Annotated in this window: 19 protein-coding genes and 1 tRNA gene; 8 read left to right on the top strand and 12 right to left on the bottom strand. The window is 47.7% G+C overall.

Annotated features, from left to right (window positions below):
* From BT142_RS17750 to BT142_RS17735, 4 genes are all read right to left on the bottom strand, one after another.
* On the bottom strand, nucleotides 1-797 hold a 797-nt coding region (locus tag BT142_RS17750; RefSeq protein WP_242940046.1), incomplete at its 3' end, for a phospholipase D-like domain-containing protein.
* A gap of 196 nt (nucleotides 798-993) precedes the next feature.
* Complete coding sequence (locus BT142_RS17745; RefSeq protein ID WP_072419496.1) at nucleotides 994-2,082, bottom strand: tyrosine-type recombinase/integrase; 1,089 nt, start codon at nucleotides 2,080-2,082, stop codon at nucleotides 994-996.
* A 416-nt stretch (nucleotides 2,083-2,498) separates the two neighbouring features.
* Entirely contained in the window at nucleotides 2,499-2,828 is a 330-nt protein-coding gene (locus BT142_RS17740; protein ID WP_072419495.1) for a single-stranded DNA-binding protein, read from the bottom strand.
* A gap of 12 nt (nucleotides 2,829-2,840) precedes the next feature.
* On the bottom strand, nucleotides 2,841-3,050 hold the full coding sequence (locus BT142_RS17735) for a hypothetical protein (RefSeq protein WP_072419494.1): 210 nt from the start codon (nucleotides 3,048-3,050) through the stop codon (nucleotides 2,841-2,843).
* Nucleotides 3,051-3,141: 91 nt separating this feature from the next.
* Between BT142_RS17735 and BT142_RS17730 the strand changes: the two genes are divergently transcribed.
* Nucleotides 3,142-3,954: a hypothetical protein gene (locus BT142_RS17730; RefSeq protein ID WP_207647533.1), complete on the top strand. Its 813-nt coding sequence runs from the start codon at nucleotides 3,142-3,144 to the stop codon at nucleotides 3,952-3,954.
* A gap of 39 nt (nucleotides 3,955-3,993) precedes the next feature.
* Here the strand turns inward: BT142_RS17730 and BT142_RS17725 are convergent, their stop codons facing one another.
* Nucleotides 3,994-4,683, bottom strand: a complete 690-nt coding sequence (locus BT142_RS17725; protein ID WP_072419492.1) for a flavodoxin family protein — start codon at nucleotides 4,681-4,683, stop codon at nucleotides 3,994-3,996.
* A 503-nt stretch (nucleotides 4,684-5,186) separates the two neighbouring features.
* Here BT142_RS17725 and BT142_RS17720 point away from each other — a divergent pair.
* From BT142_RS17720 to BT142_RS17705, 4 genes are all read left to right on the top strand, one after another.
* Nucleotides 5,187-5,777, top strand: coding sequence for a hypothetical protein (locus tag BT142_RS17720; protein ID WP_072419491.1), 591 nt, complete (start codon nucleotides 5,187-5,189; stop codon nucleotides 5,775-5,777).
* Nucleotides 5,767-6,276, top strand: a complete 510-nt coding sequence (locus BT142_RS17715; RefSeq protein WP_072419490.1) for a methylated-DNA--[protein]-cysteine S-methyltransferase — start codon at nucleotides 5,767-5,769, stop codon at nucleotides 6,274-6,276. Before BT142_RS17720 ends, BT142_RS17715 begins: the two co-directional genes overlap by 11 nt.
* Nucleotides 6,277-6,547: 271 nt before the next feature.
* Nucleotides 6,548-6,763 carry a transposon-encoded TnpW family protein gene (locus tag BT142_RS17710; protein ID WP_072419489.1) on the top strand — a complete coding sequence of 72 codons (216 nt, stop codon included), beginning with the start codon at nucleotides 6,548-6,550 and terminating at the stop codon, nucleotides 6,761-6,763.
* A gap of 88 nt (nucleotides 6,764-6,851) precedes the next feature.
* Complete coding sequence (locus tag BT142_RS17705; RefSeq protein WP_072419488.1) at nucleotides 6,852-8,483, top strand: recombinase family protein; 1,632 nt, start codon at nucleotides 6,852-6,854, stop codon at nucleotides 8,481-8,483.
* 499 nt (nucleotides 8,484-8,982) lie between these two features.
* On the opposite strand, the gene BT142_RS17700 is transcribed toward BT142_RS17705, so the two are convergent.
* The 3 genes from BT142_RS17700 to BT142_RS17690 all read right to left on the bottom strand — a co-directional run bounded on the left by BT142_RS17700 (nucleotide 8,983) and on the right by BT142_RS17690 (nucleotide 10,829).
* Entirely contained in the window at nucleotides 8,983-9,453 is a 471-nt protein-coding gene (locus tag BT142_RS17700; protein ID WP_072419487.1) for a peptidylprolyl isomerase, read from the bottom strand.
* A 61-nt stretch (nucleotides 9,454-9,514) separates the two neighbouring features.
* On the bottom strand, nucleotides 9,515-10,042 hold the full coding sequence (locus BT142_RS17695; protein ID WP_072419486.1) for a hypothetical protein: 528 nt from the start codon (nucleotides 10,040-10,042) through the stop codon (nucleotides 9,515-9,517).
* A 43-nt stretch (nucleotides 10,043-10,085) separates the two neighbouring features.
* Nucleotides 10,086-10,829, bottom strand: a complete 744-nt coding sequence (locus BT142_RS17690) for a hypothetical protein (RefSeq protein WP_072419485.1) — start codon at nucleotides 10,827-10,829, stop codon at nucleotides 10,086-10,088.
* Nucleotides 10,830-11,217: 388 nt separating this feature from the next.
* On the opposite strand from BT142_RS17690, the gene BT142_RS17685 reads away from it, so the two are divergent.
* Complete coding sequence (locus tag BT142_RS17685) at nucleotides 11,218-13,176, top strand: hypothetical protein (RefSeq protein WP_072419484.1); 1,959 nt, start codon at nucleotides 11,218-11,220, stop codon at nucleotides 13,174-13,176.
* A 63-nt stretch (nucleotides 13,177-13,239) separates the two neighbouring features.
* On the opposite strand, the gene BT142_RS17680 is transcribed toward BT142_RS17685, so the two are convergent.
* Nucleotides 13,240-13,956: a hypothetical protein gene (locus BT142_RS17680; protein WP_072419483.1), complete on the bottom strand. Its 717-nt coding sequence runs from the start codon at nucleotides 13,954-13,956 to the stop codon at nucleotides 13,240-13,242.
* A gap of 15 nt (nucleotides 13,957-13,971) precedes the next feature.
* Nucleotides 13,972-14,424, bottom strand: a complete 453-nt coding sequence (locus BT142_RS17675; protein WP_242872034.1) for a LytTR family DNA-binding domain-containing protein — start codon at nucleotides 14,422-14,424, stop codon at nucleotides 13,972-13,974.
* A 590-nt stretch (nucleotides 14,425-15,014) separates the two neighbouring features.
* On the opposite strand from BT142_RS17675, the gene BT142_RS17670 reads away from it, so the two are divergent.
* Nucleotides 15,015-16,430: a leucine-rich repeat domain-containing protein gene (locus BT142_RS17670; protein ID WP_072419482.1), complete on the top strand. Its 1,416-nt coding sequence runs from the start codon at nucleotides 15,015-15,017 to the stop codon at nucleotides 16,428-16,430.
* Nucleotides 16,431-16,871: 441 nt separating this feature from the next.
* On the opposite strand, the gene BT142_RS17665 is transcribed toward BT142_RS17670, so the two are convergent.
* The gene (locus BT142_RS17665) at nucleotides 16,872-17,414 is read right to left on the bottom strand and encodes a phosphatase PAP2 family protein (protein WP_072419481.1); all 543 of its coding nucleotides are present in this window, start codon (nucleotides 17,412-17,414) and stop codon (nucleotides 16,872-16,874) included.
* 429 nt (nucleotides 17,415-17,843) lie between these two features.
* On the opposite strand from BT142_RS17665, the gene BT142_RS17660 reads away from it, so the two are divergent.
* A tRNA-Ser gene (locus BT142_RS17660) sits at nucleotides 17,844-17,931 on the top strand.
* 183 nt (nucleotides 17,932-18,114) lie between these two features.
* Here the strand turns inward: BT142_RS17660 and BT142_RS17655 are convergent.
* Nucleotides 18,115-19,326, bottom strand: coding sequence for a tyrosine-type recombinase/integrase (locus BT142_RS17655; RefSeq protein ID WP_072419480.1), 1,212 nt, complete (start codon nucleotides 19,324-19,326; stop codon nucleotides 18,115-18,117).
* Nucleotides 19,327-19,491: the final 165 nt, after the last annotated feature.

Here is a 19,491-nt window from a genome sequence, read left to right as displayed (position 1 = left end):
AAAGCACCTGAGTAACGCTCAGCTATCTGGATAAGGCTGTTATAACCGTCCTTCTGATACTGCGACAAGCCCTTATACACGACCGATTCGTTTTCTTCCCATTCGGATACAGTTTCCTCATGGCTCTTGAAATACTCATACATGGAGCGAAGATAAACATCATAAGGACTGAACTCACGGCAGTGCATCTCCATTACCTTCAACACAGCTTCGGTAATATCCGTGCCGTTCTGCCAATGTTCATCAAACCACTTCTGAAGCTGTTCAACTTCATCTTTGACCTGAACATTCAGTTCGATATTCTGCGTCAGTCCTGCCTTAGTAAAGTTGCTTGAGCCGACCAGGGCATACCCTGACGGAACGTTCATGGCAGAAATGAATTGATTACGGTATTCATCACGGAAATATGTAATATATGCCTTAGCGTGGAATTTGTTGCTGTCATATACACGGCACTCGATCTTGCCGGACTTCATAGCCTTTATGATAGCCGGAACGCCGATGAGAAATTCATTCTTTTCCTGCTCGCGCTCCACGCTTTCACGGAAACGTTGTATCATTACATTTGCGACTTCTTCTATGACTTCTTTGGTTCGCTTTGTCACTTCGTTTCCGAGGATAATGCGTATCTTGTCGAGTTTCTGCCAATCTTCTCCTAAAGTCAGCAGACCGCCGATCTCAAAGTAACCTGTTGCAATATCCATCTGCTTGGAAATAGAACACCACTCGGATAGGTAATTCTTTACAGATGATTTTTCGCTGCTGTTGTCAACTATATATAAAGTATCGTGTGCCATTACGATCCCCCTGACTATTGCATAATTCAGGGATAGCTGTCCATTCAGCCTGCATACCTTTTAAATGCGGTGTTATACTATGTAAAGTATCAGGTGAGAGGGTTGATTTCTCAAAACAGATACATTCAGGATCAGGCTCACAAAACGGCGTAAAACCGTCACTATTCAATTTTCAAGATACTGTTCTGACACCAATTTACAACTGCATACACATATTCATCAGCCTGCGTTCATAGGTTCGGTCAGGGTGAATATATCGGTTGAGCGTCAGGGTGACACTGCTGTGTCCGAGGACAGTGGACAGTGCCTTGACGTTAAAGCCCTTCTCGGCTGAATTTGTCGCAAATGTGTGACGGAGCTTGTGATAGTTGTGATCTTCCAAATCAGCAGTACGAAGTATTTTCTTGTAACGATATTGCATCGTGCGTGGTTCAACGGGTTTGTCCGTTCCCGAGAGGATAAAAGAATCGGCTTCGTTTCGGAACATTTCAAAATATTGCATCAGAGCATCGGGAATCACAATGTCTCTGAATGACGTTGCCGACTTCGGAGAAGAAATCACTATCTTTGTTTTTCTGTTTCCATTGGCTGAACTGATACGCTGAACAGTCCTGCGGATATGCAGTATCTTATGCTTAAAGTCCACATCTTCCCATTTTAGTCCGCAAAGCTCACCAATACGCAGTCCCATGAAAAGCGAAAGCAGGATACCGAAAGCAGTGAGCGACATATTTTCTTTCAGATAGGAAACGAGCTTTTTCTGATCTGTATCGCTGATCTTCGTGACCTGTTTACGTTCAGACTTGGGGAGAACAACATTTTTGAGAGACAGTTTGAAGCCATACTCCTCCTGAGCATATCTCAGCATCGTCTTGAAAACCGTGAATATATCCCGTACATAGCTCGCAGATAAGCCCTCTGCGAGCTTTTGATTTATAAAAGCATTGATCCTGCCTGCTGTCAGGTCGGCACAAGGAATCTCTCCAAATTCGGGAAGAATATGCTTTTCAAACTTATTCTGATAGTTTGCGAGCGTGGATTCCTTGACACGATTCACGACAGCATTCAGCCATTCCGCATATATCTTTCCGACAGTGATATATCTGCCCGAAAGAAAATGGGAAGCGATCTCACGCCCTATCAGCACTTTTTGCTCGGCTTCATCGTAGGTCTTTCCGTACACATACTGATAATGAGCCTTGCCGCTGCTGTCATAGTCCGTGATAAACTTCCCGACATATCTTCCGTCTTTACGCTTTGTAATAGTTATACCTGTTTTCTCCATTCAGTACCCTCCCAACGCTCTCAGAATAGCAATCTGCACATCTGAACTGCTCCTGTTGTATACAAACCGCCGATTTTCAGCATTATACTTGAAATTTTAAGTGAAATCTTGTATAATTTCAATAAGGGGTAGTATGCCATCTGCCATTGAATTATTGCGGATTTCGTTAATGTATCTGTTTTGAGAAATCGGCTTTTCTGCATTATATAAAAGTCATGCGTTCTAAACAAGTTGGGTGCGCGCTGATGTTGCGCAACTTATGCGCTAATCATGTGAAATGTGCATCATACAAAAAAACAGGCTCCCAGAATCATTCTGAGAGCCTTGCTTAGTATCTATGGACAGCAGAACGGATTTCCAGTATCAACGGCGTTGAATGCCGTTTCCGTTCGTCAGAAAGCATATTTCCTGCACTGTCAGAAAAGCTGTCCCGAATCAACATCGACCTTGACAGTAAACCTGTTTTGGAGGTGCAGTTCCTCGACGATGATAACTGCTGTCTTATCAGGAGCATTTCTGAGCGAACTGACAAAGGTTATCTGCCCGCCTTTGGAGTAGAGGAAATTCACTGATTTTGCATTGTCATCAAAAGCGAGACAAGTGAATGTATCGGTCTCTACGGTTTCGGTGTAGTTGTGTTTTGGCTGGTCTACTTCGATGTCAAATTTGCAGTAGCTATAATTATCATCGGATACAACATTGAGATCAGTTGTAATACGTCCGGTCATCATTATCTTGTTCAACATAGTCTGCTCCTTTCAATCGTCGTCACTGCACTCGTCAAGTCCGTGCAGGAGCTGGATATAAACGCACTCCGCACGTTCATGTTCCTCGCCGTCAGTAGACATCATAAGTTCAAGGAAATACGCCTTTGCTTCTTCGTAGTCCGTCCAGACCTCACGCTTACCGTTGTAGACAGTCGTGACCTTGTGTGTTCTCGGCATTGCCAATTCGGGTGTTTTTAACATAGCTTCGTACCTCCAAAAGTTTTATTGTGAGTCCATTATATCCGATAAAACTTCAAGAGTCCAGCATATTGGAATGATTGTAATAATTCTTGTGAAAGGCGCAGCAAAAAGTGGATTTTCCCCGGTGCATTGCGCTGTGATGCGGATTGACTTTTTCAGGGCTATGTGCTATGATAAAATAAACCGAAAAGCACACTTCTGTCTGACTATCGAGGTGAAAACTATGGGACAATATTTCTGTTGGGTGAATGTCGATAAAAAAGAATACCTGTGTCCTGATGATTTTGATCTTGGGAACAAGCTCCATGAATCAATGTGTACAAACAACGCTTTGCTTCGTGCCTTATGGGAACTCCTTTCTGCCGACTGGAAGGGCTGTCGTTTAGTATTTCTCGGAGACGAATGCCGTTCGCTGGAGGAAGTGTCAAATGATGTGATTGATGTCTTGGTGAAGCATCAGCGAGAAAGCGGCATTTCAGGCGGTCTATTCGACAATGTTTACGAAACATATCGGAATGTGAATTGCCTTTTCAAAGATGCGGAAAAATCTGTCCGTGATGAAATAGCATTTTATCTCAATGATTTGAAATCGGAAAACCCGATCAGTCCCAATGTTTATGGGATAGATATCAACGATCCATACAGAGGACTATTTCTCAGAAACGGCAGATCATTCAAGTATATTGTCAACCGCACAAAGAAGGTCTGCTATTCGCATGAAGAAACAAAGATTCTTCTGAGCGATAACAGCGAATTAGATCATGCAGATCCGCTTCCTGTCCTGATGGCTTACGGCGGCAGACGATGTGATATTGGTGAATGGCTCGGAGACATTATTGATGTGAGTAATACACTGCCGGATGAGTGTGAATTATTAAAGGAAATCAAATTGATCGGGATGTAAAATGATACAGGACAAGGAATCACTTCTTGTCCTGTCTTTTTATGGCATTATTTCTCCATTGCATATCGCCGCATAAACCTCCTCGGGTATCATCGGCGAGCATATTTCCGCAAGTAAACTATCATCTATCTTCCCTTTGCCTGCATACTGCTTTCCTGCCTGTCTAACAAGCTCCAGTCTCGGTGCTGTGACCTCTGCCGCTTCGGAAGCGTTGAACATCGGACTTTCGGGGACAGTGATGATATTATAGTTATTTGGGAACATCAGTTTGAACTGCATGATAGCAGGCTCAAAATTCTGTTTGCTGTTCGGGAATCCGCAGCCGCAGATCATCATGTATCTGAGGTGAGAAAAATCTGCCTGTCCGACGTGAACATATCTGTCTCCCTGTTTCTTCATTGCCATACTGGAAAGCGACATCGTGCGGTCGATGAAAGCTTTCAGCGGTGCAGGCATTCCATAAGCATAAAGAGGATAGCTGAACAGCAGAAGATCACTCTCCAGAACCTCACTGAGAAGCACTTTCATATCATCGTGGTGTATGCACTCTCCGCCGTTACGTTTGCAAGAAAAACAGCCTGTGCAAAATTCGATATGCTTGTCGATGATATTGACGATGTGAACGTCCTGCGGCGACGCTTCATTCATGCCTTCAAGGAATGCTCTGGTGATATGCATCGTGTCGCTTTTTTCACGCTTGGGGCTGCCGTTGAGAACAAGTATTTTCATGATGATTTTTCTCCCTCCATGTCAATAAAAATATCGGTCGTACTGCTGATATTTTTATTATAAACTCGGTCGTGATCATCGTCAATCCACGCTCCGTAGAGTTTGTGTATTCTTCATGATTTTTTGTTCAGATTCGGGGGATTGGGGGCGTAACCCTCAGCAAGCAATGCAAGGCGTTTTCACAATTCTTGTGGGAACGAATTGCCGTGCTTGCTGAGGTTGATTTTTACTCTGAAAGGCTTGTCTGTATCCAAGCCGCTCTATTTCGTTTTTTCTTCTTTTCTTGTTCGGGGTCACAGGGGTGAAACCCTCTGGCAAGCGGTGTGTCGTAGCATTCAAATCTGAGATTTTGTAATGCGGAGATACCGAGCTTGCTGGATTAGATTACGCCCCTGTGGGGCGTGATTATATCAATAGCTTTTATTAGGATGTTTTTTATCCAACGTTATGGCATTGACTTTTCTTCAATATACTTGTATAATATTTTATGGGGAGTGGTTGATATGAGTACTTCATGTTCTACTGATTCATTTACTATGGATGGAAATAATTATGTGGTTATAGACATCTCGAAATATGCACATCCAATTCTTTGCGCAGATTTTTTTATACCATGTGAATTACAGTATAATCCGGGTACTAATAATCGACGAGGATATGTAGCAGATTATGAGTTGATTGACAACAAACTTTATGGTACAAAAGTAATATATATGGGAGGAGAACCTGTATCATCTGAGAAACTGTTTGTAGATTTTACCGGTGCTTTTGTCATTGCCTTTATTCCTCATAGCGGTAGATTCAGTGGTTTGTATTGTGGTGTAGAGTATTATATCTATTTTGATCTGTCTTTTGAAATGATTTTTGAAAACGGCATTTTGATTGAAAAGAGAGATCTCTCGGCAGCAAATATAGAATTTGAAAAGTTGGTTAATTCCAAAAGATACGGATCAGGATTCATCGAAGCACATAAAATAAAAATAGCAAGAAAGCACCTAAAATATTGTTATCATTCTCACCAGTATACTCATCGTGAAACAAGTATGCTCGTCATGAATCAACTGGATTTAATGGATGATTTCTATGACAGATAATAACAGAGCATATAAGTATCTCTATCATTCACCACTCGGTAATATCATCCTCGCCAGCAACGGCGACTCACTCACAGGCTTATGGTTCAACGGGCAGAAACACTTTCCCCATTACCTCACATCTGAAAGCACCGAAGCAGAGCTGCTGGTATTCGCGCAGACCGTCAACTGGCTCGATGCATATTTCAGCGGAAAAGAACCTAACTTCACTCCGCCTATAAGTCTGCAAACAACACCGTTCCGCAAGGCTGTTTATGAGATACTTCTCACGATACCTTACGGTCAGACTATGACCTACGGAGAGATAGCACATATCCTTGCAGAGCAGAAAGGCGTCCAGCGTATGTCAGCACAGGCGGTCGGCGGTGCTGTGGGACATAATCCTATCTCAATAATCATTCCCTGTCATAGAGTTGTCGGAGTAAACGGCAGCCTGACGGGTTATGCAGGCGGTCTTGATAAGAAAATCGAGTTGCTGAAACTGGAAAGATTACTATAAAGCAATACCTAAGCATCAGGCAATCAAACGCTTGATGCTTTTTTCATCCTTCCAGTGCAAATTACACTGGGGAAAATTGAAAAATCTCCGAAAGTTCGTGCGCAATAGAGCTGGACAAAAGGCTTTGTTGCGCGCTATAATGGGTATAGTCGTAAAATACTCGGTCGGATGAAAGGATGATATATCGACCTTGCGGCTGCATAGAGGGTAAGAGAGATAAAGCGATGCCCTCGCCAATGCTTAGAGATATAAATGCAAAGGAAAGATCGCTATGAACAACAACACGACTGCCGTAGAAAAGAAGGCAGTGACAACTTTTAACGCAACGTCCGAGTACAAGATCGGGCATACCACTTATACGGTGACTACCGTGTTCAACCCTGCTTCAAAGGAAAGCCTTTCAGAAATCATGAAACGGCTGATCATCCGAGAGAGCGAAAAAAACCTCGGTGAATCCGGACAAGAACCCGAGAAGCAGGCTGTGTAACTTTGGAATATCGGCGCATTGTATTTATTTTCGGTGCGCGCTATAATGATAACATAGCTTGCTGTATCTGTCGGAAAGGAAGGTTAATATGACAGACAAGATCACAGCATTATATTGTCGTCTTTCACAGGACGATATGTTACAGGGTGAGAGCAACAGCATCACCAATCAGAAGGCTATCCTCAAGAAGTACGCAGAGGATAATGGTTTCAGAAACCCCGTGTTTTATGTGGACGATGGTGTGAGTGGAACTACGTTTGAGCGTGACGGCTTCAAGTCTATGATGGCAGATGTAGAAGCCGGAAAGGTTGAAACTGTTATCACTAAGGATTTGAGCCGCCTCGGTCGTGATTATTTGAAAACCGGCGAATACATCGAGATCATATTTCCCGATTATGATGTCCGCTATATCGCTATCAATGATGGCGTGGATACCTTAAAGTCTGAAAATGAGCTGATGGCTTTCAAAAATATTTTTAATGACTGGTACGCCCGTGATACGAGTAAGAAGATCAGGGCTGTTTTCAAGGCTAAGGGGCAGTCGGGTAAGCCTTTATCTCTCCCGATTTACGGTTATAAAAAGTCCGAAGCTGACAAAAATTTGTGGCTCGTTGACGATGAAGCTGCTGAGGTTGTCCGCAGGATATTCAAGCTCTGCATTGATGGCTATGGTCCGGTACAGATCGCCCGTATTCTCACGCAGGAAGGTATCCCGACTCCTACAGCCTACGCTCTGTCACAGGGTAGGGATAACGGTCACAAGAACGCTAAGCTGCACCGCTGGAGCGGAAAAACCATCAGCCACATTCTTGACCGTCCCGAATACATCGGTCATACGGTCAACTTCAGAACACACAAGAAGTCCTACAAAAACAAGAAGACCGTGAGAAACCCGCAGGAAGAATGGCTCATCTTTGAAAATACCCATGAACCTATCGTGACCCAGCAGGAATTTGATCTGGTGCAAGAGCTTCGCAAGAATAAGCGCCGTCCCACCAAACATGAGGAAGTCAATCCATTTTCGGGCATGGTCTACTGTGCTGATTGCGGCAAGAAGATGTATCTGTGCCGAGCTACAAGTCTGACTGCTGATCAGGAGCATTTGAAGTGTTCCACATATTCCACAGACAAGGACTCTTGTTCCGCGCACTTCATCAGGACTGTTGTACTGAATGAGATCGTGCTGAGTGAGCTTAACAAACTGTTTGTCAGGGTCAAGGAGCATGAGGACGAGTTTGTGCAAGCGGCTATGGACAATTCCGTTCAGAAGCAGTCCTCGGAGCTTACAAAAGCAAAGAAAGCCCTGAAACAGGCTGAGAAGCGTATTGCCGAACTTGACAGACTGTTTACAAGGCTTTATGAGGATAATGTATCGGGTAAAATCTCCGATGAGCGATTTACGGTGATGTCGGCAGGTTATGAGGACGAGCAGAAAAAACTAAAAGCGACTGTTGCCGAGTTGACCGCCTACATTGATACTGCCGAACAGAAGTCTGCTGATGTGACCTCTTTCATTCAGGTGGTTCAGAAATACGAGCATATCACGGAGCTTACCCCTGAGATCATGCACGAACTTATCGAGAAGATCGTTGTTCATGCCCCTGACAAGAGCAGTGGGCATCGCACACAGCAGATCGACATTTACTATCGTTTCGATGTTGCCGTAACTACTACTGTCGCTGACAGTATGAATTACGACAAAAAGAGAAAGGTTGCGTAACCGCCCAGGTTACACAACCTCATCTTAAAATCTTAAATACTTCTTTATCGGCGCTCCTCTAACCCGTTCGGCTTTTTTATTTTTCCAAAAAACAAACCAACAAAGCGTGTTCGCCAGAGTCTCAAAAAGTTTAGGAGGGGGTCTGGGGGAGACCCTTTTCAAAGGCCCCCCAGCAGGGGCGCGGGGACAGAGTCCCCGCACCCGAGAGGTCGCTCTGCCCCAAAGAGAGCCAACACCCCCATATCTAAAATCGACAAATCCCCAGAACAACGTCCCGAAAGGCTCCAAAATAAAGACCATCGCAATCTATCAAGAACAAAGATTTGCCGATTTTAGTTTGACGAGAGAGCGCAAGCGATTCGAGTCAAAGCCCCCATCCGCTCGCCCGAGCGGACAAAAACCACACAAAAAATAAGCACACCCAAAACAGCCGAACCGCTCCAAATCAGAACCGTTCGGCTGTAACTCATCAACAAGAAAAAGAATAAAGAAGAAAGAATTATTCGATAGTTACCTTCTTCATGACCTGATCGTCAACGGGACGGTCGTTGTAGTTGGTCTTGCAGCAAGCGATCTCGTCAACAACATCCATGCCCTCAACGACCTTGCCGAATGCGGCATACTGACCGTCGAGGTGCGGAGCGTCCTTGTGAACGATGAAGAACTGGCTCGAAGCCGAATCGGGCATAGCCGAACGCGCCATCGAGATGACTCCCCTCTCGTGACGGATGGGGTTGTTCACGCCGTTTGCAAGGAACTCGCCCTTGATCTTATCCTTGGCACCGCCCATGCCTGTGCCTTCGGGGTCGCCGCCCTGGATCATGAAGTCCTTTATTACTCTGTGGAAGATAAGACCATCGTAGAAGCCCTGTCCTGCCAGCTTCTCGAAGTTCGCTACTGTGATGGGTGCAGCGTCGGGATAAAGCTCGATCTTGATCTTCTTGCCATTTGCCATTTCGATTACTACCATTTTAAATTACTCCTTTTTAAAAGCAAAGCGGACTTTGCGTCCGCTCTGCGTGATATCGTTATTATTCCCAGTCCTCTTTCTCCTTGGGGAGCTTTCCGAGCTTGTAATAGCTTCTCAGCTCCTTGAAGTACTTGGATTCGGGGGTGAGCTGTTTCTTGCCGAAGCGACCCGTCTTTGCATACTCCTCAGCGTAGATGAAATCCTTGTTTCCGTCCTTGTCGAGGATGCAGTAGTAGCGGTCGCAGACTGCGAATTCACCGTTCTCGTCATAGCGGTTCTTGTCGAAGCAGCAGAATATATCCCTCGCGATGAGCTCTGCAAGACCCGTTGTCTTTCCGTACTGGCTCTGATCTCTCATGGTCTCAAGATCGTGCTTGAAGAATTTCAGCACAGGCACGTCATTGACTTCCATTCTCTTGAAGATACGTGCAAGACATCTCGCCGCGTCCTCTTCGGTGAGCTTATCGAGACGGCAGTTCTTGAACTCAAGAATGTACGGCTCGATAGTAGCGTAAAACAGCTTGTCGTACGGAAACGGCTTTCCCTTGTCAGAATATTTAATTATCGCATTATCAGTATTGATCAACATAACAAGATCGCTCCAAACTTTGAAAATAACTGTTTCAGATGAATTATTCCGTCCTCGGCTCTTCGACGGGTCTGCGGCGGTCGCCGTATTTCTCGAGGAATTCCTTGGTCATGGCATCGACCTCAGCCGAGCCGACTTCCTTAATATTCTGGTAATCGGGTTCCTTGGTCTCGTCGCGTGCAACGCCGAGTCCGCTGAGTCCCTTCTCGACCTCATCGTTGCCGACAGCGTTGATGTTCTGGTACTCCGCGTCCTTGGTCTCGTCCTTAGCGACGCCAAGTTCGCTCATGCCCTTTGCGATAGCGTCAGCGTCGGTCTCCTTGATAGCGCCGAGGACCTTCTTGGTCTCCTCAGCTCTGCGGTCGCGTTCCTGAACTATCTCGTGTATCCTGCGGTCAACTTCGCTGTCGATAGGCGGAGCTTCGTCGATGTCCTCCTGATGAGTAGCAACGAATCTCTCATGCTCGATGCGGTACTGTTCCTCGTACCTGGTCTGAGCGGAAACTACCTCATCGCCGCCGACTTCCGAGATAGGCTCATAGCTCTGTGCGGGCTTATTTTTCTGCTCCTCAAGCTCACGCTCGAGTGCGACCATCTTTTTCTTGATAGTCTCGGGGTCAATGGAGACAGGTTCTGTCATAGCCTCAGTGGATTCAACTCCCGGAGATGCCTTTTTCTTAGGCGCACCCCAAATATCATCGGGATTGACCGTCGCGGGTCTTGCCGGTGTCTGCGGCTGCTGTGCGGCAGGCTCAGGCGCAGGCTTTTTTTTACTGAAAAGTCCCATTAAATCAAGACTCCCCTTTCATAAATTGGTTTTTAGAAGAATAAAGAAAAAATGCTGTATTTATCTGTCGGCTTTTGGTCGGCGAAGGGGACTTGTCCGTATCCCCTTTAGGGCATAAAAAGCCCCTCCATAAATATCTATAAATATTATACACCTAAGCGACACGAATTGCAACAATTTTTTGACACATTTAATAAAAAATTTAATTTTGATATTTTTTGACAGTTTTATTTCTTATTCATTAATAGTCTTTAATATATTCACAGAAACTTGATAAACTCTGTTGATTTTTTTGTTATAATTGAAGAGGATATTTTTGAGTGGATGTTTGCGCCCTCGAAAAAATTAAATCTTTAAAGTTATTAACATACAAGGAGCTGATCTTAAAATGTCCAGTGTATCTATCGGCATTACTGCAATGGAGCTTTTTGCATATAATCCGTTCAGAATATTGGGTATCCCTGTAAATGCGCCTCATGCCGAGATCGCAGCGACCTACGACAAGCTCGTCAGACTTGCTGACTCGGGTGACATCACCGCTTACAAGACACCTTATGATTTCGATTCGCTGCCCCCGTTTTCGCGTTCGGCGCAGACGGTAAAGACCGCTCACGCAAAGCTCGCGTCGAACGGCTACCGCTGCTTTGCATATGCTGACAGCGATTTCTCGGTATCGCTGAACATAGACGATATCATGCTGAACCTGCGTGATATCAGCTGCTACGACTGCTTCCTCAGATGCTATATGTGGCTCATCATCAACGACCGCGAGATGAACGAGCACGATCTGTGGATCCAGCTGGCAAACTACATCGACAAGCTCATCATGTCCGACCCAAGCGAGTGGACAAAGTACTTCGACCATCGTTTCCCCGACGAGATGGTGGACGAGAGCATGAACGCTTACAAGTCCTTCTACAGCACTTTCTGCGAGATCATCCTGCTGCCTCTCAAAGAGATGGTTAGAGGCTCGATGAAGTGCCGCAGCGCCAAGGAGATCCTTCAGTGCGCGAAGATCGACGTAAATGAGCAGTTCGAGCCCATCGACATCCCTCAGGCAAACGCGCCGAAGAACCCCGGCGATCCTCAGCCCAAGCTCAAGATCGCACTCAAATACGGCGACGAATACTTCGATATCTCCTCGGGCAGCATGGTCTCCTACAGCGAGACTACCGCCGCAAGCGAGAGCAACTCCTTCGATATGCCTGCCGCAGCACCTCTGTCGGCTGAGGCTATCACTTCCGAGCCCGAGCCCGCAGCAGAGCCCGAACAGCAGAGCTACTACGAAGAGCCTGCTTATACCGCTCCCGAGCCGCAGCAGCCCGCTTATCAGGAACCCGAATATCAGGAGCCTGCATACCAGGAACCCGCTTATCAGGAGCCTGCTTATGAAGAGCCTGCACCTGCTCCCGAGCCCGAGCCTGCTCCCACGTTCCAGCAGCCTGCCGCTCCGCAGCAGACCCAGCCTCAGCCGCCTACTTCCAGACGCAGCCGCAGAGGCGAGAACCTTCAGATGCCCGGGCAGTCCAAGCCTGCGGCTCCTCAGGCGACACAGCCTATCACCGACAAGGGCGAACCGCTCCAGCTGGGCGGTTTCCAGAATTCGCCTTCCGTTACACCGCAGCAGCCCAAGCCCGCTGCTCCCCAGCAGCCCGCTCAGCCCAGACGTTCGCGCTCCCTCAAGAATTCCGAGGGCGCAGGACAGGGTCAGACCGCTGCACCAGTTCAGCCCCAGAGCGGAGCTTTCGGCTCAGACAATCCGTTCTTCGATCTGAACGCAAATAAGGTTCAGACCGCGCAGGATAAGTCGGGTACGGCTGTCCGCGCTTCCAGCTACAACAAGATAGTCGAGGACGCTGCCAAGAAGGAACAGGCAGCTGCACAGGCTGAACAGGAAGCCATCGCACAGCAGGAAGCTGCCGAGATGGACGAAGAGAATATGTACGCCAACGCCCTTATCGAGCTGCTCCGTTCGAGCGCTTCGAGAGGCGAGACCATGAAGAGCGTCGATACCACCCGTACCGTAAGTGCAAAGGAAATGGCAGGTCCTTCCCACACTTCCGCGGCTATGGACGAGATCGATATGCGCAGATACGACGAGAAGAACCTCGCCAGCAATTCGGGCAGGATGATGACCCTCGAAGAGAAGTACCGCAACATCAATATCGACGATATGATGACTACGGGCGGCACGGGCATCAACTACGGTCCCAGCGCTATCGAACAGTTCAAGAAGGCTAAGCAGGAAGAGAAGGAACAGCGCAGATCGCTGATGCTGACCATCGGCATCGTCGCTATCTGTCTTGCTATCGCAGTCGTACTGTGGCAGATGGGTATCATCGGCTGATAAAATCGAATACATAACACAAGGCTGTACGGGCACGACGCTCGTACAGCTTTTTTTGTCAGTTCAGTTTTTCCAGTCGGCTTCCATATCGTATGCTTTGGCGAGATCGACGGTCAGCTTTGCGCCTTCGACGTCGCTTTCTTTCGGCTTGGCGGTGATGTCAAGCACTCCGAAGAAACTGATGGTGTCCACCGTCAGCCAGCGGGGACGAACGTCGGTGTCGGTGGAGAATCCCCCCTGAACATCCCTGCCTGCCGTGTTCTCCTGAGTAAATTCTATGTCAACAAGGTAGTCGGGGATGTCATTTGAAACCTTCACGCCAACAAACGCATCGGGGAAACCGAACATTTCGGGTGCAGCGCTCGCGTAGAAGTATATCTCCAGCCCGTCCTTGCTGACGGTGTCGGTGATGGTGTAGCCCGATATCTCGTCGCCGGGGGTGTAGCTATCCAGCATCGAGGGTATGCACTGGTTTTGGATATGCACCACGGGATAATCGAGGTCGAGGTAGTTGCCATGTTCTTCGGTGTGCGACTTCGTGGTCGCTGCGAAGAGGAAGTACAGCAGCGCCACCGCGCCTATCGTGCCTGCGGCGAGCATTATCCACAGCCTCAGAAAGAAGCCGAGAGGTGTGAGGATCGGTCGGTGACTTCCCTTCCCGTGAGCTTCGAGCCTTGCGTTTATTCTTTTTTTATACACAAACAGGTAGCCGAGGGTTATCAGCACTGCCGCCGCGGCAGGCACCGTCAGAAATATCAGTAAAGCCTTGTATGATACCATATTTGTGTCCTCCTTTCAGATACCTATAAATTCCTTGAAAATATAGTAGTATGTACGTGTAACATCCGTTTTTGAACCGTCCGAGAGGGTCAGCACGAACTTCTGCCCGATAGTCGGCTTTATGCTTTTTATATGGTTGACCGACACGATGACCGAGTTGCTGACACGGATGAATTCCTTCGGGTCGAGTATCTCCTCAAGCCTGCGGAGACGTTCGGTTATCTTGAATTCCCTGCCGTCACTATGGGCGATGACGTCGTGGGCGAAACTCTCGATGTGCGAGATCTCCGATGTTCTCAGGCGGAATATCTCCTCGCCCCGACGCCCTATCAGCCGCTCGGCATAGACATTCTTCTCGGACAGGATAAGGTCTGCACTGTCGTCTATCTCAAAACCTTTCTCCATAAGCTCGCGCGATATCTCCGAATAATGCGCTTCGCTTACCATGAGCTTTATCCTCATACCCATTGGCAGTTCTCCTTTCTTTGAGCTTCTGTACTGCGGGTGCTCTTGGGGGAGACCACCGCCTTAGCTTCGCACGGCAAAAAAAGGGTCCTCCCCCCAACCCCCTCACTAAAACTTTTGATACTTTTTGGCTTGTGGTGCTTCTTTCTTAATTTGTGTTGGTCGGGAAGATTGTGTTCTTATGCTATATTGCTTGATTTTGCCAAAAAGACGTTCAATAGTGGTTAACGCTTCATTTGCGGTATTAATCAGATTGTCTCTTATGAAATGTCGAGAGTCTGTCTTTCCAACCACAACCAACAAACGACATATTAAAAGTTTTAGTGAGAGTTTTTTTGGAAAACCCGCAGGCAGCAGCACAAACTAACGTCATGACGTAAGATCGTTTTCTTTGGTCTGTTATCATTATATAGTATCGTCGGAGAAAAATCAAGGGTTTGGGAACAGCTTGCACTTCGGGGCGCACAGGTTACACTTTCTGCGGGCATATGCTGCATATGCGGTGGGGTTTTTCTTTGAGAATCCCTTGACAAAGACATCCATATCATGTTATAATAACTGTGTACATTCTACGAAATATCAGGTGATAACAGTTGAAGATAAAAAGAATATTATGCTTCACTTCGGCTGCCGCTCTGCTCGCTTTCAACGGACTATCGGTTCATGCAGACAGTGAGGCAGCAGTCTCTCCCGAAACGGTTTCGGCTGCCGAGAGCAGTTCGGCTCAGGCCGAAGATGAGAACCGCGACAGAGAAAACTTCCACCGCAGCGGTGCGTGGGGTTATACCGTTCTTGATGACAACACTGCCGCCGTCAGCAAATACTACGGCAAGGACAGGCACCCCGTCATCCCCGACACCATCGAAGGCTACACCGTCACAGCCATCAGCGGCGGATGGTATCTCAGCGGCGGAAAGCCCGTGCTTTACGGCAACATCCACGGGCTGAGCTACACCGACGACGGCATGGTGGACGACAGCCAGGTCTACAGCCCTTTTTCGGGCAACACGAAGATCGAACAGGTCACCGTTCCCGACACCGTCAAGCAGATAGGCGCCATCGCCTTTCAGGGCTGCACGGCGCTGACCGAAGTCAAGCTCGGCAGCGGTGTTGAATTCATCGGCAACAACTGCTTTGAAGGCTGCACGGCACTCGAAGGGATAGACATCCCCGTCAGCTGCACCTACATCGACCAGAAAGCCTTCAAGGACTGCACTTCGCTGTATTCGGTCTCCATGCCGAACCTGCACATGGAGCACTCGGTGTTCACAGGCTGCACTTCGCTGGGCGACTTTTCGCTGCCCGAGGGCATGACCGATCTGCCGCCCTACACCTTCTCGGGGTGTACGGGACTTGTTTCGGTGAACTTCCCCGAGGGTCTTGTGACCATCGGCGACAACGCATTTTCGGGCTGCACTTCCCTCAAGGCTATCGAGCTGCCGAACACCGTGACCGCCATCTACAACGAGGCGTTCATGGGATGCAGTTCGCTGACCGACGCGAAGCTCGCAAAGCTGGACACGCTGGGCAGCCGCGCTTTTGCGGACTGCGGTTTCACCGACCTGACCGTTCCCGATTCGCTGGTTCGCATCGGCGAGAACGCTTTCGGAAAGACTGCCGACGGCGCTGAGATCAAGGGTTTCACGCTGCACTGCACCGAGTATTCGGCGGCGAAAAGCTACGCGGAAAACAACGGCATCGCGGTCAAGACCGAGGAAGCGTCCGCGGTGGAGGAAGATGAAAGCACCGAAGACACAGCGGCCATACAGATCGCGCCGAACATCGCGCCCGATAAGCTGTTCAAGATAATCATCGGCGTTATCGCGGCGGTGGCTGCGGCTGTGCTTATTGCGATAATCCTTATAGTCGTGAACCACAAAACAGGCAAGGGCAAGAAGGAAGAGGACGAGTACATCGACTACGACGATGACGACTACGAGTTCGTGAAGAATTCCGACCTCAACTTCACAAACAGCGAGTCCGCCGAAACATCCGACGAAAAAGAATAACATAGATTATAAAGAGTGGATCTTACTGGGGGAAACCTTTCTGAAGAAAGGTTCTCCCCCAGCCCCCCTTCCAAAGACTTTTAATATGTCGTTCGTTTGTTGTGGTCGGGAAGATAGTCCCTTGACATCTCAAGAGATGCTGTCTTACGAATACCGCAATTGAAGCGTTAACCACTATTGAACGTCTTTTTGGCAAGATCAAGCAATATAGCATAAGAACACAATCTTCCCGACCAACACAAATTAAGGAAGAAGAACCACAAGCCAAAAAGTATTAAAAGTTTTAGTGAGGGGGGTTGGGGAAGACCCTTTTTTGCCGTGCGAAGCTAAGGCGGTGGTCTCCCCCAAGAGAACCCGCAGTCAAAGGTCAAAGGACGTAACAGAAAAGCGCATACCCGCCGAAACGGATATGCGCTTCATCTTTTTAAAGGATGGAAATTTTCAGTTGAAGATAAACGACAGCTGCGGCATCAGCGCGGCGTGCCATACCGCCACTCCCGACAGTGTCCCGAGGAATGCTCCGCAGAGAACGTCGGACGGGAAATGGACGTAGAGGTACAGTCTTGAGAAGCCGATCATCGCCGCTACGGCCACGGCTATCATGCCGAGTTGGAAATTCGCTTCGGTGATTATCGTCGCGCAGATGAACGACGACATGGTGTGACCCGACGGGAAAGAGTAGTCTTTCGGCACACGGATACGTGCGAATTCGGGAAGGATGTGACACGGTCTCGGCCTTGCCACCGTATATTTCAGCAGCAGGTTGCAGATGATGACACCCACAGCAAGTCCGCCGATCATGACGTACGCGATCGACCGATACGCCCCGGAGACGAACAGCGCCGCCGCCGCCGCGAACCATATCATGCCTCCGTTGCCGAGGAAACTCATCTTAGGGCAGATGAAATCCATAAATCCGCACGAAGTTTTTCTTCTGATAAAATCAAGTATCCTGAAATCAGTCAGTGTAAGCTTTCCGCACATTGGCATCCCCTCCGTCCTGCGTAAAGCGGTCTTATTTATTTCGTGTAAATCTATTATATCACAGTTTATTTACATTGTCAAGAGTTTCAAGGCAGATTTTTACATAAAAATGCCGCTGATAATTGGCTATTTTGTACCGTTTCACGATTTGTATATGTTTCATATAAAAAGTTCGGCATAGGAAATATTGTGAACAAAACGTAAAATCAGCGCTATCCCCTTGACACGAACCCCGTAAAGTGGTATAATATTATATGTTATTGGAGACGTATCGAAGTGGTCATAACGGGGCGCACTCGAAACATAATCGGGTTCGTCACTATGATTCTTCCGAAATCCTTGATTTCAGGGGTTTTGAGAGGGGTCTGTGGCTCGGTTTCAAATTACCGTTCTCGCAGTTTTCTCGCAAATTTCTCCGATAAAAAATATGGAGACGTATCGAAGTGGTCATAACGGGGCGCACTCGAAATGCGTTAGCCCTTAACTGGGCTCGAGAGTTCGAATCTCTCCGTCTCCGCTCAGTAGCGGTAAAACCGCATTATACCGTCTTTTGCAGCGATGCAGAGGACGGCATTTTTTTGCCGTTTTGCTCTGAAAATCGCTTTTGTCCGTAAAATCGTACTGCAAATTGGTTTTTTACTGCGAGAAAGCATATTTTTGTTATGTATGCCCCTGTTTTGTTACAGGGGTGTTGTTTTAGTTAAGCTTCTTCCGTTTCGTTGTCGTTCATGTCGAGTGCTTTTTCAATCGCAGCCGCACTCAGCTTTTTGCTCTCGCTGTCAACATGGCTATAGACGTTGCTCGTTGTTCCTATATCGCTGTGACCGAGCCACTCCTGAATCAGCTTCATCTGAACGCCGTTGGCAAGCATTAAGCTGGCACAACTGTGACGCAGATCATGGAACCGTATCTTTCGCAGACCATTGTTCTTCAGCACGACTTGAAAATGATCGGTAACATAGTTCGGCTTGATAAGCTCACCGAGTGCATCGACACAAATATATTCCTCGTATTTTCTGTTGTAGCTTTTGCCAAAGACTTGTTTCATCTCAGCTTGCTTTTCACGCTCGGCTATAAGTGCCTGCTCGACTATCGGCATAAGAGGCATGGTTCGGTATGAGGATTTTGTTTTCATCACATCGTAGCCTGTCAGACCGTCCGAGTCCTGCAAGACCTTGTGCTTGATACTTATGGTCTTGCCGCCGAAGTCGATAGCCGCCCATTTCAGACCGATGACCTCGCTCCGCCGCAAGCCGTAGTAAGCGGCGATCATAATGACAATGTGCAGCGGATCATCCTTCGTGCAGTCGAGCAGAGCCTTGATCTCGTCGGCATTATAATAGTTGCCAATGAACTGTTGAGCTTTCGGTCTGTCAGCCTGATCGACCGGATTGCTTGGAATGATTCGCCGCTTCATCGCCGATTTGAACGCAAGGTGCAGCAGCGCGTGGTGTCGCTGGCAGGTCGTGCCTTTCAGACCTTTCAATCTCAGGTGCGAGTAGTACTCGTTGATCTCGTCGCCCGTGATCTCCTTGACCTTGATCTTCATCGGCTTGAAGAACGGTATCATGTGGATGTTGACGTACATTTGATAGCTATGGAAAGTCGCTTTGGTGACGTTTGGTTTGTAGCTTGCCAGCCACTCGGCAAGGTAATCCTCGACGAGCATATCGCCGATTCTGTTGCGCTCACGCTCGGCACGGGTCATGGTGTCCTGCAAGTACAGGTCGCCGGTGTTGTACTTTTCGAGCAGCTGATTCAGGCGGTGATTTGCTTCGGTCTTAGTGCCTTTCTTCGCTTCGAGGTCGAGACTCTGCCACTTTTCTTTCCGCTTTCCGTCCGTGTCATAAAGATTTATGACAGCGTACCATTTGCCTTTTTTCTCAGCCAAATGTCCTGTGGTTCTTTTCATTAACATTCCCCTTTCGTGTCAGACTGTGACTTTCGTCAGCGAACATCATACCACATCTCGCCGACGAAATCCAGTCTTTTTTATTTATTTCGGCACTACCGATAAATTGCTCTGCTCGTTTTGGCAGAAATCAATAAGTGCCGGCTTCGGTATTATCAGCTTTTT

It is taken from the genome of Ruminococcus sp. YE71 (assembly GCF_900119155.1).
In the GTDB taxonomy this organism is placed as follows: Bacteria; Bacillota; Clostridia; order Oscillospirales; family Ruminococcaceae; genus YE71.
Note: the sequence above shows the minus strand (reverse complement) of the source record. Positions and strands in the feature narration are given on the sequence as shown.